The organism is Nostoc sp. DedQUE12b (assembly GCF_034530835.1).
Classification (GTDB): domain Bacteria; phylum Cyanobacteriota; class Cyanobacteriia; order Cyanobacteriales; family Nostocaceae; genus Nostoc.
The window spans coordinates 1-16,189 of sequence record NZ_JAVRCI010000123.1; the positions used below are offsets into that span (position 1 = coordinate 1).

Consider the following 16,189-nt stretch of genomic DNA (forward strand, 5'->3'; position numbering starts at 1 on the left):
AGGTCTCATTATTCATACAAAAGCCCCAGTCCTTCTAAGGATGGGGCTTTTTGTTATGGTTGTGTGACAAAAAAACTAATTCAGATTGATGATTATAGTACTTGCAATCTTGATTTGTAGAGCGATCGCACTAACAATTTATCGTTTGGCTAACTATAAAAACACTAAGCTTAGGACATATTTATTTTATCGCCGTCCAGTCTTTGTCAGACATCGCCTGATTGCAGAAAACTGCATAATTAACGAATATTAGCTTGTTTATCGTCCAAAGGTGCAGTTTTATTAGATACTCAAAGAATCTATATGAAAGCGCGTCTTATGACGATAAAATACGGATTACACAAGTGTTTGCAGTTTGGACTGGCAGGGTTACTGGGCTGGTTAATTGTCAGTATCTTGACTGCTAAAACCCAGGCACAGCAAAGTAATATCGTACCTGACAATACACTTGGGGCTGATTCCTCTCAAGTTATAGGCAACTTTCAGGGACAACCGATGGAAGTAATTACAGGCGGTGCGATTCGCCTTTCTAGAGAATGTCACGCGGGCAGATGTGTCTCTCAAAAATGCTGCAAATATAAATGTAAGTGCTAGTGATGGTGGAGACATCATAGTCAACGCTCGTAATATAGATATTTTAGAAGAAAGTGTACTGATTGCTGGCATTGGACAAGATTTGGGTACACCTGAGACTGTTGCAGGTGATATTACACTTAATGCTACCGGAGAAATCAAAGTTGCTGGAGTTGGGAGCGGAATTCGCAATTTTGTGACTTTGGGAGCAAAAGGCAATGGAGGTAATATTACCATAAATTCTAGTTCCCTTACATTAGAGGATAGCGCTCTACTTGCTGCCTCAAATTTAGGACAAGGGAATGCGGGAAATATTATTATAGATGCTCGTGAAAATGTTTTATTTGATGGGGCTAATGCTTTTAGCGGAATTGGAAATGAAGCAGTCGGCAATGCTGGCAATATTTCCATCCATTAAAGCTGGATTAGTATCTTTGAGCAATAATACATACTTATCTGCTAGTACTAGTGGACGAGGAAATGCAGGCATTATTAATATCAATGCACGCGATAGTGTCTCTTTTGATCAAAAGAGCTACGCTTATAGCCTAACGACAACTGAAGGAGTAGGAAAAAGCGGCGATGTCAACATTAATGCCAGGTCGCTGTCTGTGAAAAATGGTTCACAACTGAGTGCTAGCACTTTGGGACAGGGAGATGCTGGTAATGTAACCATTAATGCTAGCGATACAGTAAATTTTGATGGAACTGCTAGTACTGCCTTTAGTATTGCAGAGACGGGAGCGGTAGGTAAAGCTGGTGGCATTAATATCACCACCAAGTCACTTTTTATCACTAATAATGCAAGATTATTAGCCAGTACTAGTGGACGAGGAGATGCAGGCAATGTGAATATCAACGCCAGTGATATAGCCTTCTTTGATGTGGGAAGCCAAGCCTTTGCTCTTGTAAATGCCAGAGGAGTGGGGAAAGCAGGTACGATAAACATCAACACTAGAAAGCTCTCTGTGAACAACGGGTCACAATTGAGTGCCAGCAGTTTTGGTCAGGGAGATGCTGGTAATGTAACCATTAATGCTAGCGATACAGTAAATTTTGATGGCGCAAACAGTGCGGCTTTCAGCATATCAGGAGCAGGAACGGTAGGCAAAGCAGGTGGTATTAACATCACCACAGGATTACTGTCTGTTACAAATGGTGCTTTTTTAACTACTAGCACCCTTGGACGAGGAGATGCAGGTAATGTGAGCATCGATGCTCGTGATACAGTTGTTTTTGATGGTATGGGCAGTAATGGATTAAATAGCGCGGCTCGCAGTTCGGTACTAGCAGGAGCGGTAGGTAACGGTGGTAAAATCCTGATTAATACTGGGTCAGTAGTCATTAGTAATGGTGCTGGCTTAGAAGTTAGCACTGCCGGAAAGGGAAATGCTGGTAATGTGATAATTAATGCCAGTGATACAGTCTCTGTTGACAGAAGTGGTAAAATTTCCAGCAGTGTCAGAGCAACAGGTACGGGTAACGGAGGGGATCTCAATATCACTACTGGCTCACTTTTCTTGAACAAGGGCGCTCAATTAGCTTCTGGTACTGTTGGACGAGGGGATGCGGGAAATGTGTTTATTAGTGCTTCTGGTTCTGTTTCGATTTCAGGAAATAATACTGCCATCCTCAGTGACGTGAACTCCAAAAATGAGGGTAATGGTGCCAATATCAACATCAAGGCCGCTTCACTCTCCATTGGTGACGGCGCTCAACTAGTAACCTTTGTTGAAAATAATGATGACAGTTCTGTTAGACAGCCATTCAACCAGGGAAATGCAGGCAATGTTAATATCGATGTTACGGGTGCAGTTGCGATCGCTGGAATCAGAGAAGGAAAGACAACTGGAATTATAAGCAACTTAGGAAGAAGAACTGTTGGTAAAGGAAGAGATATTAGTATATCCTCTGGCTCGTTATCTTTAATGGATGATGCCAGAATTTCGACTAGTACCTCTGGAGAAGGAAATGCAGGTAATGTCTTCATACAAGTCAAGGATTCTGTTTCTTTTTCAAATGGTTTTATATTCAGTTCTGTCGAAGGAGAGGGATTCGGTAAGGGGGGAAACATTAATGTTACATCTCACTCTCTCTCCTTAACAGATGGCGCTCAATTTGTTACCACTAGCCGTGGAGCTTTTGCTAATGTAGAAATTACTCTTGTTGGAAATCCTTCCATAGATTTTTTTGAATTTATTAGCAATTCTATTAAAGCTGGAAATATCCAAATTAACGCAACTGATGGTGTTAATATTTCTGGTTTTAATCCAATCACTGGCAATTCCAGTGGATTATTTACAGATACTCAAACTTCAGGTAATAGTGGCAACATCACTGTCAATACTGATGTTTTTCGGGTGTCCGATAGTGCTTTATTAGACGCAAGAACTAATAATTTTGGTGATGGTGGAAATATTACAGTTAATGCACGAATAGTGGAGGCTCGTCATGGGGGGCAACTTATTACAACTACCACAAGAGGTGGTAATGCAGGTAAGATTATAGTCAATGCTAAAGACAAAGTAATTGTTTCAGATACCTACATAAATCCTGATAAGACAGAAACTCAACTTCCTAAAAGGTTTCCCGAAGATGATGCTAATAGTGGTTTCTTTGTTCGTTCTTCAGGCTTTGGTGTCGCAGGTGATATTGAAGTTAACTCGCCCAAAGTTACTTTAGATAAACAGGGAAGATTCATAGCTGAATCAGCATCAGGCAATGGGGGTAATATTAAGCTGGTAATTAGGGATTTACTTCTCATGCGTCGTGGTGGCCAAATCTCTACCAACGCAGGCACTGCGCAAGCTGGTGGTGATGGCGGTAGCATCAATATCAACTCAACATTTATCATTGCCATTCCTAGAGAAAACAGCGACATTAGCGCCAACGCCTTTCAAGGAAGTGGTGGAAATGTAGAAATTAACTCGCAAGGTATCTTTGGTATCGAGTCGCGGACAAAGCCAACCGAAAAAAGTGATATTACAGCCAGTTCCGAACAAGGCGTTTCAGGTGTAATCAACATTAATGCACCCGATACCAGTTCCATTCAAAACAGCTTCACCGAATTACCTCCAGTCATCGACGCTAACGCACTCATCGCCAATAGTTGCATTTCACGCGGCACAAAGCGACAAGAAAACTCTTTTACTATTACAGGTTCTGGTGCCTTGACTACTAATCGTCCTGGGGTTTTGGTTTCTAACTACATAACTGGTGAGGTGAGAGGTGTCGAAACTACATACCGTCCCTGGAAGAAAGGCGATCCGATTATCGAACCGCAAGGTCTATATCGGCTGAATAATGGGCAGTTGCTATTGAGTCGAGAATGTTCTTAATTTTGGATCAAGTCGAGCTAAAATCATGACGGGAAGAAGCCCATAACTCCTAAATATGTGCTCTATGCAAGATGCACACATGGTTCACACAGATGATAAAAATTACAAGTTTTAACAGTGCCGGTAAACTGACCGCTCTTTTGTGTTTGATAACTCTCTTCCTCACGCCTTGTGTGATTATAAATGCAGGAGAACGTGGTGTATTAATGAAATTTGGCGAAGTACAAAACCAGATATTAGGAGAAGGACTTCACTTAATTATTCCTGTAGTCAATACTGTGAAAAAGTTGAGTATTAGAGTCCAAAAACAGGAAATTTCTGCTGAGGCTTCTTCCAAAGATTTACAAAATGTTTTTGCCGATGTAGCTCTCAATTGGCATATTATTCCCCAGGAAACAAATGTCATTTTTCAGGAAATTGGAGATGAACAAAATGTAGTTATTCGGATTATTAGCCCAGCCGTTGAAGAAGTACTAAAAGCGGTAATAGCAAAGTATACGGCTGAAGAAATTATTACTAAACGAGGAGAAGTCAAAAGTGGAGTAGATGATGCATTGTCTACACGCCTGGGTAGCTATCACGTTGCAGTTGATGATATTTCTTTAGTTCATGTCCATTTTTCAGAACGATTTGGTGAGGCGGTAGAGGCGAAGCAGGTTGCTGAACAAGAAGCAAAACGAGCAGAGTTTATAGCACTGAAAGCCATAAAAGAGGCTGAAGCAAAAGTTAATTTAGCCAAAGGAGAAGCTGAGGCACACAGATTATTACGTGATGGTTTAACTCCAGAAATTCTGCAAAGGCAAGCAATAGAAAAATGGAATGGTAAGCTGCCATTAATTGTAAGTAAGGAGGCTCCAAAATTGTTGAATTTAAGTGAATTTTTAAAATTGGATGAAAATTGATCTTCTTGCTTGCTGATTTGCTCTCCATCAAGAGTTCAGAACCCCGATTTCTTCAATAAATCAGGGTTTTTTCGTCGTAACTCTTCCATACATTGCTATATCTACTACATATACATAGTATGGACGCACAGATGTGCACCTATACTATGAATTCTTTTGTAGAAAGGTGATAAACTAAATTAACTGTTGGAGAATAAAATAGGAGAATCAAGAATCTTCAACTGAATCAATAGCATAATCAACAGGGTATAAAGTGTTGAAGAGATTAGACCTGTGAACAATTCTTTTTTGAGGTTATGCTTTTGAGGTTCTTTTTGAAAAATGTCCTTAGAACCGAATTGCATCAAGAGAATTCCCACAATGTTAGAGAGCCAGTATCCGATAATTGAACAAGGTAGAAGCAATTTTGGGGAAAGTAAACTACATGCATACCCAAACCCATAAGCTATTGGCAGATTGAATAGTAGGTCATTCCACCAACATAGTGGTGATAATAAATATCCCAGTACTACAAAAAATCCACCTCTGAGTTTTTTGAAAATATCTTTTTTGAACTCTACTGGAGTAGACTTTTGTAGTTGCTCTAGTGCTGTGTCTTTTGTTCCATTCAACTCTTGACTAACGTTTTGGACGCTTTCCATAAAAACCCACTATTCCTATCGTCTTAGTGCAGTTTAATATATAAACTAAATTAACGTCTAGTACACGAGTAATGAAATTTTGGCTTTTTGATGCTGAAACTTTTACCACTGGATAGTCTCAGCAAAATCGTAAGAAGCAAAATTGAGTTTAAATCAACCGCAACTTCATGATATCTGAATTTCTGCCAGAGACACATCAGTTAGTTCGCTTCTTGCAGAATCTAGGTTTTTCCTTAAATATCTGAGTGAGATAGAAAAATTTATACACAATTGAGACAATCAAGCTATTTATAGCTCAATAAGTTTCAAAATCAAAATATGTCTTTCTAAATCATAGCACACGAGAATTTACAACACCGATACTACAATAGCCAGAGCCTTATTAGGTTAGGGTAAATGTTGAGTTGCAAAATTTTTATGTTTTTGCATATGGCAAGGGCAGAAATTTGAACTAATAGTAGCTACAATAAAAGTGCTAAGGCATCTTAATCGAACAATGACAGATTTAACTCCAAACAGCACCTTTTTAATAGTAGGAATTATTTTTATAACGATTGCTGTAATAGGGCAATCTAAATTAGCTTTCATTGAAATAAATCCTGGTTGTTTTGGAAGATTTTTAGCTTTATTTATTGGTCTTTTGAGCCTATTATATGCTTTGGGGGTACTCAATTTTTCAACAGTAAACCTGGACTTCTTAAGAACTTCTCTGACAGAGCAAATCAAACAGAGTATAAGTTCAATTAATGACCTTTTGCAAGGTTCGTAATCGGTTAAAAATAAACTTTTCTGTCTGCTCTTAATATTTTGAGGAGGAGATAAAGCACAGCTTTATCGGGGTAAGGTTAAGCTATTTTTATTAGGAGGTACGGGCCAAACGTACCGCTACCACTAACGGAACTCAGCTTTTTTCATAGACTAGTAAACTATGTTTGTTTGGTCAAACTCCGTAACGTACCTACTAGTCCGTCAATGATATAATAGCTAACTAACTATCTCCTTCGCTTTGCCAAAACTGCCGTAAAATCTCTCTAGGCTTTCTATCCCAGGTGTCGATATGCTTGTATATCAAATTATCTTGATTGAGTTTATAGGTTGAATAGCCATTAAAAAGCAACCCAGCTTTCCAGGGAACGCGTAACACTCCCCGCACCGTCCATTTTGCTAAAATCGTGTCTTCGGCTGACTGATAAACTTCATGCACATCAAAGTAAATCTGAGTAAAAAATAGCCGAGCGTGAAATCGTAAAGTCCAAAATATAATGCGATAGTTAAATTTGTATTTGAATGTATTCACCGGGTCTTTAAAATAAATATCCTGTGTATAAATGTCATAAGAAATATCTTTTTCAAAAAGTGTCGGTAAATCTTCTTTTAAAGTATGAATTACCTTTTCCACTGGCAACTTATATTCCACGCGCCTTTTCCCTTAAAAAATCTTTTTTAACAAATTTTCCGCTACTGACCAAATAGAAGGTGTCGTCTTGTGACTCACACCACCTGCATTCAAATCTGACAGAGTAGGAAATAATGCAGACTTAGCATAAGGCCCATTGCGCAAAACTTTAGCAAGGGTATTGTTATTCTCGCGCAAACCTTCGTAAAAAAAGAATACCTCTCCTTGAATGCCAAGTTGACGATTGTATTCAATTGCCTGCACCAGATATTCTGGACTAATGCAATAAGAGCCAAGCTTCATCAGTATTCCTGGTGCTAACTTGGGCAGTGTTGTATCTGTAAACTGCTGGTTTACCAGTTTATCAGCGATCGCCTGATAACTCCTAAAGTCACGGCGATAAATCTGCGGCTGAATCATATCAACGATTCCCCGCTTCAGCCATGCGGGTGAATCTTGCAGATATTCCTGGAATGCCCAATCATAAATATTAGGTGCGATCGCAACTAATAAATTACGATTCACCGCTTTCACCTCTCGGTAGAGACGCGCCAAAAACTCACTGAGAATATCTGCACGCCACTGTAACCATTGTCTATCCTTGTGGTTATGTGGGGGATTGCGATCGAATTTCTGGCGATAGCGGTTGACAGTTACCTCATCATAGCCACCTTCACAGGGTAATGCAGGGAAGCGATCGTCTCCTTGAACACCATCCACATCATAATTCTTTACAACTTCCAGCACCAAGCTCAACAAGAATTCTTGCACCTGTGAGTCGAGTGCATTCAACCACTCAAAGCCGTTTTTCTTCAGTAAGTTACCATTACAATCAAGCGCAGCCCATTCCGGCTTTTTCTGTAAAAGTACACCACCATTCAAATTATAGGAACTGGCAAAACCGTATTCAAACCAAGGAATGACTTTCAACCCGACTCGCCGCGCCTCAACTATCACCTCTTCTAAAGGGTCGCGACCTACAGACATCGGGTCAATTTCGACTCCACATGTCTGCTGCATTGTTTGACTGGGATATAAAGTTACTGCCTTGTTCCAAACAACGGGAAACACCACATTAAATCCCGTTTCGGCAAGCACATCCATCGCCTCAGCAATGCGTTGCTTTGACCTGAGAACCTTACTATCAGTAGTCGTCAGCCATATACCACGGGTTTCTATTATTGCCATTTCTATAAATTTAAATTCTCGGCACTGCACCGTCTAAACATTGACTAGCCGACGATACCGCGCCTGTATTATTGTGTAAATTCCATAAGCAACTAAACCTAGTGCCACAATACCCAAAAGCCATGCTCCGTTAGGCTGTTGCGCTAGCGTCTGTAATACTTCATCTAAACCTTCGGCGGTAGCGGCGTTTGACTGTTTTGCAGCTTCAATTAAAAACCAACCGATAATACAAAATACTATACCCCGTGCCGCTAAACCAAATCTGGAAATCCTCATTACCCATTGGGCTTCTGTGTTGCTTAACTCAGTTAAATTGAGTTCTTTACGAAATTTGCCACTAAAAGCTTGATAAAACTGATAGAAGCCTAGAGCAATTACAAACACCCCCACAGTTCCAACTAACCATTGACCAAAGGGTTGAGAAAGCAAACGTGCTGTCGAATCTTCAGTAGAATCACTACTATTTTTAGCGCTGCCTGTACCCATAACGATTTGCACAGCAGTTAAGGCTAAACTTGCATAAATCAAGCCATTAACTGCGTAACCAATTCGCACTGCCAAACCTTTGACATCATTACCTTTATTTTCTGGGTCTTTAATTGCCTGTACAAAACGCCAGATTACGTATCCAATCAAGCCAATTGCAACTAAAGCCAGCAAAAATTGACCAAATGGCTGGTTAACGATTGTTTGGAGAGCGCCTTGGGTATCAGTTGTTTTACCACCACTGCCAAAAGCCGCCTGTGCTGCCAGTAGTCCAACGATACCGTAAACTACTCCCTTAGAAACATAGCCAAACCGTCCCAGTCGCTCAACCCACAATGAAGCATGGTTTGTCAACTGTTGTGTCATGGTAGTTGAGGAAAATTATTATATCTCCCTTTTAGCAAAATTACCCACGATTCACATCTACCTCAAGACAAATTGTCTAATATTTTTGCAAAAAAGCACTATCGTAATACTGTCTTTCAATAGATGTGAGGCTGCTCAAAATAATATTAAACTTGTTCAGTATTATTATTTAGTGTTTTTTAATGCTGAATTTAGATTAATTATGTCTTTAATAGAAAGTTCTTGTAAACACGAATATATAACTACCAATGGGGTAAAACTACACTACGTTACCCAAGGTGAAGGGCCATTAATGTTGATGTTGCATGGGTTTCCTGAGTTTTGGTACTCTTGGCGGCATCAAATACCAGAATTTGCCCAAGATTTTAAAGTCGTCGCTCTTGACTTGCGTGGCTACAACGATAGTGATAAACCAAATGAGCAATCAGCTTATGTAATGGCTGAATTTATCAAAGATATTGAGGGAGTAATTAAAGGATTAGGATACCAAAAATGTGTATTAGTTGGACATGATTGGGGAGGTGCGATCGCTTGGAATTTTGCATACAGTCACCCCGAAATGTTAGAACAATTAATTATTCTTAACCTTCCTCATCCTGCCAAATTTGCCCAAGGGTTACGCACCCCCCAACAGTTGCTACGTAGTAACTATATATTCCTCTTCCAATTACCGTGGATACCAGAATTACTCTTACAATCTTCAGACTACCAAGCAATTGAAACAGCTTTTAAAGGTACAGCAGTGAACAAGAGTGCTTTCACCAAAGCAGATATTGACGCTTATAAAAATGCCGCTGCAAAACGGGGTGCCCTCACAGCAATGTTGAACTACTACCGCAATATTTTTCAGCAGAGAATGCTAAATCCAAATTGGGGCGTTTTAGAAGTGCCAACATTGATGATTTGGGGAGAAAATGACATTGCACTCGGCAAGGAGCTAACCTACGACACCGCAGCCTATGTCAGGGATTTTCAAATCAAGTACATACCCAATTGTGGTCATTGGGTGCAGCAAGAACAGCCGGAATTGGTTAATCAATATATGCGAGAATTTCTGAGGAATTAAACTAAACCATCAATTAATAAGTATAAATACTTCTCTAACTAGCTATAGGAAGTAGCGCCAGTTTTTACTTTTCAAAAGATTTAATAGTGATTTAAGACTGCCATTTTTTGAGAAATTTTTGGTAAAAATAGCCAAAAAATCGGAATTAATGGCATTTTTGACATCACTTTTATCTGTGTTTCAGATCACAATTAACTTGTCAGAAGATAGATTGTCACAAGAGAGATTGACCTCACGAAGTTTAGTGAGATAATAGAACTGTGAGGGACAGAACGGACGCAACTTGATTATTAAGGGGGAAAATTATGAAACTCCAGCTATTAGCGGCCATTGCCTTAGCAACTCCCCTATTTTTTGCTAGCTCGGTTAGAGCTGAGAATCCACAGGATTTACAAAAGCTGCTTTCAACTGGGGAATGTGTTAAATGCGATCTATCAGGAGCTAACCTCAGTGGCGCTCATTTAATTGGTGCTGACTTGAGAGGATCGCAGCTCCAAGGAGCCAACTTTGTAGGAGCTAACCTCGAAGGTGCTGACTTAACTGGTGCAAACTTGGCGGGTGCTAACCTAACATCTGCTTATGTAACCAATGTGAATTTGAAGCAAGTTAATCTCAACGGAGTAAATTTTACTCGTGCTACAATTCACGATTCTAATGTGTATCAAGCATCAATGAACGATCTAAATCTTACTGATGCGGAAATATTTAACACTGGAATCGGGATTGGTGGAGAAGACGCTGAAATTCCCGATTGGAAATAGACCAACTGAGTACACAGGTTAAAATCAATACAACATAGGTTTTGGCGGGTTTTAAATCAAATAAACTAGTTTTTTGCGAGAATTATCCTTAAAACCTGCCTCTACAAAAATATTAAAATAAATGAAACCCCTCTGCGCTGGAATCACTTTACTATGGTAAAAGCAGAGGGGGTTTCTTATGGCTATTGTGGCCGATATCTACACAAAAAGTGCAATCAAAATCTGAAAAGCTTTGTTATTTCCTATTAGAAAACTTTACTTTGTGAAAGACTCGAAACGCGGATATATTCAAGATGATCCCTAGTATGACCTTTAGTATCCGTGGTGGAATAATACCGACAAGCATTCCTCCGATTATGGCTCCAATCACCGAGCCAACTCCCATAGGCGTTATAGTATTGCCCAAGAGTGTACGATCTGCAAATGCACCTCGATTAGCATATTTGATAACCCCTACCAGTACAGTTGGTAAGCTAACGATAAGACTGGCTGTACCTGCTGTTTTAATATCTGCGCCAAAAGCAAAAACAAGTGTTGGGATAATCACTTCACCCCCTGCAACCCCAAGTAAACTGCTTACCAGCCCAATTGCTAGACCAAATAAAATACCTGCTGGAATACGCCAACTTAAAGCAGGCGGTAAAAGAGCTGGTATTTGTTGAGGTAGAAAACCCTCGACTATTAGGGCAATACCAATCACTACTAATAACATTAAGATGATGCGCTCAAGCTGTTCGTTTGAGAGCCTTCCTGCGATCGCTGCCCCGAAAAAGGCTGTGATAACCGCTCCAGTTATCAAGGAGAAAACCACAGGAAGTAATGGAATAACTTGACTCAAAGAAAGTGTACTGCCCCGGATTATCAGAGAAGCAACGATCGTAATCAAGCTGACAGCTAGATTCAAAGGTACAGCCTGCCGCACTGAATAGTTCAATGTCCCAGCCAGGACTGGCAGTCGAAACTCTGCACCCCCTAAGCCAATCAGCCCGCCTAATACCCCAATTGGCACGGCGTAGAGAAAGGATAATTGGAAACGACGAACTTGCAAGCTTGTAGTTGTAGGCTTTAGTGCAGACGAATTATTCTTTTTCATTAATTTCCTACTTAGATGCTTTTCTCGTTAAAGCTATATATATCAGGATTTACTAAGAAAAAAGAGGGTTAGATAGGCGGCTAGGGCCTAATTAAACATTTAACTATGCAGGTAATTTGCTAGCTTCAATTATCGTTGGTTTAGTAGGTTAATTTATTGCACACAAGGCGAGATTTTTGGTGTGTTTCCCGTGTTAATAGTAGTTTATTTGACTCAATGTACGGAACACTTGAATGTTACTCAAGGGATGCTCAACACTACCATTGTTGTTTGTGCTGGTTAGAATGTTGGTTTTTGATTTTAGCAGCGATACCTGCGGCGGGCTATGCCTACGCAGTTGTAGCTTTAGCAGTTTTTTGGTTCTGTGTACCTGAAACAAAAACAGGAGTTAATAGAAAAGCATCACATCAAAAGCATCTAGCAAAATCATGATTGTTTTCAGATACATCATCATAGGGCTGACTTATATAGGTTTGGGTTTAGGATATCTTCCTGGTTTGCGGATGAACCGAGCCAGTATTGCTTTAGTTGGTGCAGCTTTGCTGATGGCATTTGGGGTATTAGACCTCAAAGAAGCATGGCAAGCGATAGACTATAAAACGCTGATTTTCCTGTTTGGCATGATGATAATCAGTACAAACTTAGCTTACGCTGGTTTTTTCCAACTAAGCCTTGATACAGTTACACACTTTACCCGCAGCCCTTTGGGTTTGCTGATTGTTTTAACTTTCGGCAGTGGAATTCTCTCCGCTTTTTTTCTGAACGATACCATCGCTCTAATTTTGACTCCTTTGGTTCTTGGTTTAACCCAAACTTTGAACCTCAATCCTATTCCTTACTTACTTGCTTTGGCGGGAGCAACTAATCTGGGTTCAGTAGCTACCTTAAGTGGCAATCCGCAAAATATCTTGATTGGTTCGTTCTCTGGTATCAGCTATCTTGATTTTGCGAAAGCATTGACTCCTATCGCATTAGTAAGTTTGTCGATCCAAATTGCGTTATTGTGGTGGCTTTATCCTGATGTTCGTTCTACTAAATCTTGTCCGAGTGTAACCCCAGTGCGTTACCGCATCTTTAAACCGTTACTTACTAAAAGCCTATTGATAACAGGAGGACTATTAATTGCATTCTTAGTTGGAATACCCACAGCCCAAGCAACATTCATAGCTGCCAGTTTACTGTTCATTACTAGACGAATTAAACCGCAACGAGTTTTAAATAAAGTAGATTGGGATTTATTGGTGATGTTTTCTGGACTATTTATTGTTACCGCTGGAGTAGAAAAATTAGAAATATTGGATTTATTTAGCGGTTTAGTTTATAACCCCCTGAGCATATTAGGAATTACTGTTCTGCTTTCAAATTTAGTTTCTAATGTTCCAGCAGTATTGTTACTACAACATTTACTTCCTCATCCAGATACAAAAACCTGGTTACTATTAGCAGCAGGATCTACCTTAGCTGGTAATCTAACTTTGTTAGGTTCAGTTGCTAATTTAATTGTTGCTGAGGCTGTTGCAAAACTTGGTTATCAGTTATCATTCTGGGAGCATTTACGTTTTGGTCTACCACTAACTATCTTGACTCTTATCCTGACTTATTTTTGGATTTAGTCATTTGTTATTTGTCATTGGTCATTTGTCATTTGTCAACGGTATGCTGAACGAACATGGTTAGAGTATTCTGACTTATGAATTATGAATTCTGACTCCTGTTTTATTTTTCGATATTCAGGTGATAACTAAAAAATAAGGGTATTAGTAACTTGTTAAGTTGCCAATACCCTCACGTAGATAAACTAACTTTTTACAGTAGCGTATAAGTCTAAGTCAATGCCTGAGCAACTACTGCCGAAAGTGACTCATTCGCTGCTTGCTTCAACAATTCGGCTTTATCGGTCTGTTCCCAAGGCAAATCTAAATCAGCACGCCCAAAATGACCGTAAGCCGCGACGTCCTGATAAAAACGTCCGCCTCGTTCACTTGGTAAGTTCCGTAAGTTGAAGGTATGGATAATCCCTGCTGGACGCAGTTCAAAGTGCTTGTTGATTAATTCCAGTAAGGTTTCTTCATCCACTTTGCCAGTGCCAAAGGTATCCACTAAGATACTTGTTGGTCGTGCTACACCGATAGCATAAGATAGCTGGATTTCAACTTTTTCTGCCAAACCAGCGGCAACAATATTTTTCGCTACATAGCGAGCCGCATAAGCAGCAGAACGGTCTACTTTCGTGGGGTCTTTGCCAGAAAAAGCGCCGCCACCATGCCGTGAATAGCCACCGTAGGTATCAACGATTATTTTCCGTCCTGTCAGACCAGAGTCTCCTTGAGGGCCACCAACGACAAATTTGCCAGTGGGGTTGACTAAAAAACGTGTTTCCTGATTGGGTTTAACGTCAATGTCGCCAAAAACAGGTTCAACCACTGCTGACCAGAGGTCTTGTTTAATTTTGGCTTGTACCGCCGCCTCATCCGTAATTTCCCCAATACTGGCTGTATGCTGGGTGGAAATTAGAATCGTGTCAATACCTACTGGGCGTCCATCTTCGTAGACTACGGTTACTTGGGTTTTACCGTCAGGACGCAGGTATGACAATTCACCTGTTTTACGGACTGCTGCCAATCGGCGAGCAATGCGGTGGGCGAGACTGATGGGTAAAGGCATCAGTTCTGGTGTTTCATTGCTGGCAAAACCAAACATTATACCTTGATCGCCCGCGCCAATTTTGTCAAATTGTTCATCACTATCTTGTTCGCGGGTTTCTTGGGCGGTGTTAACGCCTTGGGCAATATCGGGTGACTGTTCGTCTATAGCCAGTAGAACGCTAGTGCTGTTAGCAGAAAAGCCATTGTCAGCATTGGTATAACCAATTTCGGCAATTTTTTTCCGGGCGAGATTGACGAAATTTACATTAGCTTTGGTGGTTATTTCACCAGTAATTAGCACCAAACCAGTATTAACTACGACTTCAGCGGCGACACGACTGCTCGGATCTTGTGTCAATAGGGCATCCAGAATAGTATCAGAAATCTGATCACAGATTTTATCTGGATGACCTTCGGTGACTGACTCAGAGGTAAATAGATATCGACGAGACAAAGGAAGTTCCTCCATCGAGAGTTTTTTCGTTAACCAAATGTGAGTATTTAGTTTAACTACTAATTTCTGAAATCATAACAATATTTATACTTCAGTCGTTAGTATCTTCTTGATATTGATAAAAACCACTAACTATAAGGTAAATATGCGTAAGTAAGATAAATGTATGCTAGTTATTTTGTAGTTAAAATGTATTTAATAACACAAAAAAAGGGGGTACCCGGAAGCGCCCCCATAAGCTTTGACACAAACACTGCTGCTTTAAACCTGAATCGCTAACTTTGCTTCCGTAGCTGTCAACCGCTCATAAGCAGCACGCATCTTCAAACCTGTAAGCACTTGGAAGAAGCCAGTTCCATTATTGGAACCTGGATACTCGCGGTGCTGGAGTAACAAGTGAGTCAATTCACCCTGATATTTTGTGGATGTATTGCTGAGATGGGTTTCGATATAAATGACTTCTTCCAAGTTGTCAAATTGACCATCCACCTCTAGTACAGAGACATAGCGGCCGTAGTAAACATCTGAACCGTAGTACAGTTGCATACCAGGATAAGAACAGGTCAGCTTGCGTCCACAGGGAGTCCAATTGATTGTTGATCCTTCATCAAATAGGTAGGTTGGATCAAAGCCTTCCTTACCTTCCCGCTGAAGCATACGTACCCGTAGGACTCTGCGCTCGGTGTCGTTTTTGATCAAGTTTGTGGGCAATACCTGGAGAACCACATCAGCAAATTCTCTTTGTGGTTCAATAAATTTATCAAAGTCAGGTTTGCGGGAATTGATTTGCGCTAACACATCTTCGTAGCGATGACCGCGTTCAGCCATATCTCGCTGGATTTTCCAGGCAATTTTGACCTCATCGCTAATGTCAAAATAAACACTGAAGTCGATTAGCGATCGCACCCGCTCATCATATAAAGGATGCAGCCCTTCAACAACTATAATATGATTCGGCTCTATCCGCTCTGGCGGATCGATCAAGCCAGTTTCGTGGTTGTAAATCGGCTTATCAATCGCTTGACCACTTTTGAGCGCTTTAATTTGCTCATACATTAGGTCAAAATTGTTCGCCCTGGGGTCTAGTGCCGTTATCCCTGTTTCTTTGCGCTGTTTGCGATCCAAGGAGTGATAGTCATCCAAGCAGATGACTGTCATTAAATCTTCACCAAACAAATCGATCAAACGACGCAAAAACGTAGATTTACCGCAACCAGAGTCTCCGGCTACTCCAATCAGTACCACGCGTTCCGGCTTACTTGTCATAAATCTCCTCTAAA

16 protein-coding genes are annotated in these 16,189 nt (G+C 40.4%); 9 read left to right on the forward strand and 7 right to left on the reverse strand.

Annotated elements, in window-relative coordinates:
* Nucleotides 1–88: 88 nt before the first annotated feature.
* The 5 genes from RMY16_RS31370 (at nt 89) to RMY16_RS31390 (ending at nt 4,813) form a co-directional block, all read left to right on the forward strand.
* Nucleotides 89–253, forward strand: coding sequence for a hypothetical protein (locus RMY16_RS31370; protein WP_322739652.1), 165 nt, complete (start codon nt 89–91; stop codon nt 251–253).
* Nucleotides 254–318: 65 nt separating this feature from the next.
* A complete protein-coding gene (locus RMY16_RS31375) occupies nt 319–594 on the forward strand; it encodes a hypothetical protein (RefSeq protein WP_322739653.1) in 276 nt (91 codons plus the stop codon).
* Nucleotides 554–991 carry a hypothetical protein gene (locus RMY16_RS31380; protein WP_322739654.1) on the forward strand — a complete coding sequence of 146 codons (438 nt, stop codon included), beginning with the start codon at nt 554–556 and terminating at the stop codon, nt 989–991. The genes RMY16_RS31375 and RMY16_RS31380 overlap by 41 nt, the downstream gene beginning before the upstream one ends.
* Nucleotides 951–3,911 (forward strand): S-layer family protein, encoded by a 2,961-nt coding sequence (locus RMY16_RS31385; RefSeq protein ID WP_322739655.1) that lies wholly within the window; start codon nt 951–953, stop codon nt 3,909–3,911. Before RMY16_RS31380 ends, RMY16_RS31385 begins: the two co-directional genes overlap by 41 nt.
* A gap of 92 nt (nt 3,912–4,003) precedes the next feature.
* Nucleotides 4,004–4,813, forward strand: coding sequence for a prohibitin family protein (locus RMY16_RS31390; protein ID WP_322739656.1), 810 nt, complete (start codon nt 4,004–4,006; stop codon nt 4,811–4,813).
* A gap of 179 nt (nt 4,814–4,992) precedes the next feature.
* Here the strand turns inward: RMY16_RS31390 and RMY16_RS31395 are convergent, their stop codons facing one another.
* Nucleotides 4,993–5,454: a hypothetical protein gene (locus RMY16_RS31395; RefSeq protein ID WP_322739657.1), complete on the reverse strand. Its 462-nt coding sequence runs from the start codon at nt 5,452–5,454 to the stop codon at nt 4,993–4,995.
* 496 nt (nt 5,455–5,950) lie between these two features.
* On the opposite strand from RMY16_RS31395, the gene RMY16_RS31400 reads away from it, so the two are divergent.
* Nucleotides 5,951–6,223, forward strand: coding sequence for a hypothetical protein (locus RMY16_RS31400; protein WP_322739658.1), 273 nt, complete (start codon nt 5,951–5,953; stop codon nt 6,221–6,223).
* A 219-nt stretch (nt 6,224–6,442) separates the two neighbouring features.
* Here RMY16_RS31400 and RMY16_RS31405 read toward each other — a convergent pair whose 3' ends face one another.
* From RMY16_RS31405 to RMY16_RS31415, 3 genes are read right to left on the reverse strand one after another with little or no spacing between them, the layout of a single operon-like run.
* Entirely contained in the window at nt 6,443–6,871 is a 429-nt protein-coding gene (locus RMY16_RS31405; RefSeq protein WP_322739659.1) for a DUF2358 domain-containing protein, read from the reverse strand.
* A 12-nt stretch (nt 6,872–6,883) separates the two neighbouring features.
* Nucleotides 6,884–8,038: a glycoside hydrolase family 10 protein gene (locus RMY16_RS31410; protein ID WP_322739660.1), complete on the reverse strand. Its 1,155-nt coding sequence runs from the start codon at nt 8,036–8,038 to the stop codon at nt 6,884–6,886.
* 33 nt (nt 8,039–8,071) lie between these two features.
* Entirely contained in the window at nt 8,072–8,890 is an 819-nt protein-coding gene (locus tag RMY16_RS31415; RefSeq protein ID WP_322667650.1) for a DUF1206 domain-containing protein, read from the reverse strand.
* A 202-nt stretch (nt 8,891–9,092) separates the two neighbouring features.
* Here RMY16_RS31415 and RMY16_RS31420 point away from each other — a divergent pair, with 202 nt between their 5' ends.
* A complete protein-coding gene (locus RMY16_RS31420; protein ID WP_322739661.1) occupies nt 9,093–9,956 on the forward strand; it encodes an alpha/beta hydrolase in 864 nt (287 codons plus the stop codon).
* A 305-nt stretch (nt 9,957–10,261) separates the two neighbouring features.
* Nucleotides 10,262–10,717, forward strand: coding sequence for a pentapeptide repeat-containing protein (locus RMY16_RS31425; protein ID WP_322739662.1), 456 nt, complete (start codon nt 10,262–10,264; stop codon nt 10,715–10,717).
* 235 nt (nt 10,718–10,952) lie between these two features.
* Here the strand turns inward: RMY16_RS31425 and RMY16_RS31430 are convergent, their stop codons facing one another.
* Entirely contained in the window at nt 10,953–11,810 is an 858-nt protein-coding gene (locus RMY16_RS31430; RefSeq protein WP_322739663.1) for a sulfite exporter TauE/SafE family protein, read from the reverse strand.
* A gap of 428 nt (nt 11,811–12,238) precedes the next feature.
* Here RMY16_RS31430 and RMY16_RS31435 point away from each other — a divergent pair, with 428 nt between their 5' ends.
* Entirely contained in the window at nt 12,239–13,423 is a 1,185-nt protein-coding gene (locus tag RMY16_RS31435; RefSeq protein ID WP_322739664.1) for an anion transporter, read from the forward strand.
* 211 nt (nt 13,424–13,634) lie between these two features.
* On the opposite strand, the gene metK is transcribed toward RMY16_RS31435, so the two are convergent.
* Both metK and RMY16_RS31445 read right to left on the reverse strand, forming a co-directional pair.
* Nucleotides 13,635–14,909, reverse strand: coding sequence for a methionine adenosyltransferase (metK, locus tag RMY16_RS31440; RefSeq protein WP_322667682.1), 1,275 nt, complete (start codon nt 14,907–14,909; stop codon nt 13,635–13,637).
* 261 nt (nt 14,910–15,170) lie between these two features.
* Nucleotides 15,171–16,175, reverse strand: a complete 1,005-nt coding sequence (locus RMY16_RS31445) for a phosphoribulokinase (protein WP_194044767.1) — start codon at nt 16,173–16,175, stop codon at nt 15,171–15,173.
* Nucleotides 16,176–16,189: the final 14 nt, after the last annotated feature.

Coding starts and splice junctions, on each gene's coding strand:
- RMY16_RS31385 (WP_322739655.1), top strand. CDS start 951: ATGAAGCAGTCGGCAATGCTGGCAATATTTCCATCCATTAAAGCTGGA.
- RMY16_RS31425 (WP_322739662.1), top strand. CDS start 10,262: ATGAAACTCCAGCTATTAGCGGCCATTGCCTTAGCAACTCCCCTATTT.
- RMY16_RS31410 (WP_322739660.1), bottom strand. CDS start 8,038: ATGGCAATAATAGAAACCCGTGGTATATGGCTGACGACTACTGATAGT.
- RMY16_RS31400 (WP_322739658.1), top strand. CDS start 5,951: ATGACAGATTTAACTCCAAACAGCACCTTTTTAATAGTAGGAATTATT.
- RMY16_RS31445 (WP_194044767.1), bottom strand. CDS start 16,175: ATGACAAGTAAGCCGGAACGCGTGGTACTGATTGGAGTAGCCGGAGAC.
- RMY16_RS31395 (WP_322739657.1), bottom strand. CDS start 5,454: ATGGAAAGCGTCCAAAACGTTAGTCAAGAGTTGAATGGAACAAAAGAC.
- RMY16_RS31435 (WP_322739664.1), top strand. CDS start 12,239: ATGATTGTTTTCAGATACATCATCATAGGGCTGACTTATATAGGTTTG.
- RMY16_RS31430 (WP_322739663.1), bottom strand. CDS start 11,810: ATGAAAAAGAATAATTCGTCTGCACTAAAGCCTACAACTACAAGCTTG.
- RMY16_RS31375 (WP_322739653.1), top strand. CDS start 319: ATGACGATAAAATACGGATTACACAAGTGTTTGCAGTTTGGACTGGCA.
- RMY16_RS31390 (WP_322739656.1), top strand. CDS start 4,004: ATGATAAAAATTACAAGTTTTAACAGTGCCGGTAAACTGACCGCTCTT.
- RMY16_RS31420 (WP_322739661.1), top strand. CDS start 9,093: ATGTCTTTAATAGAAAGTTCTTGTAAACACGAATATATAACTACCAAT.
- RMY16_RS31370 (WP_322739652.1), top strand. CDS start 89: ATGATTATAGTACTTGCAATCTTGATTTGTAGAGCGATCGCACTAACA.
- RMY16_RS31415 (WP_322667650.1), bottom strand. CDS start 8,890: ATGACACAACAGTTGACAAACCATGCTTCATTGTGGGTTGAGCGACTG.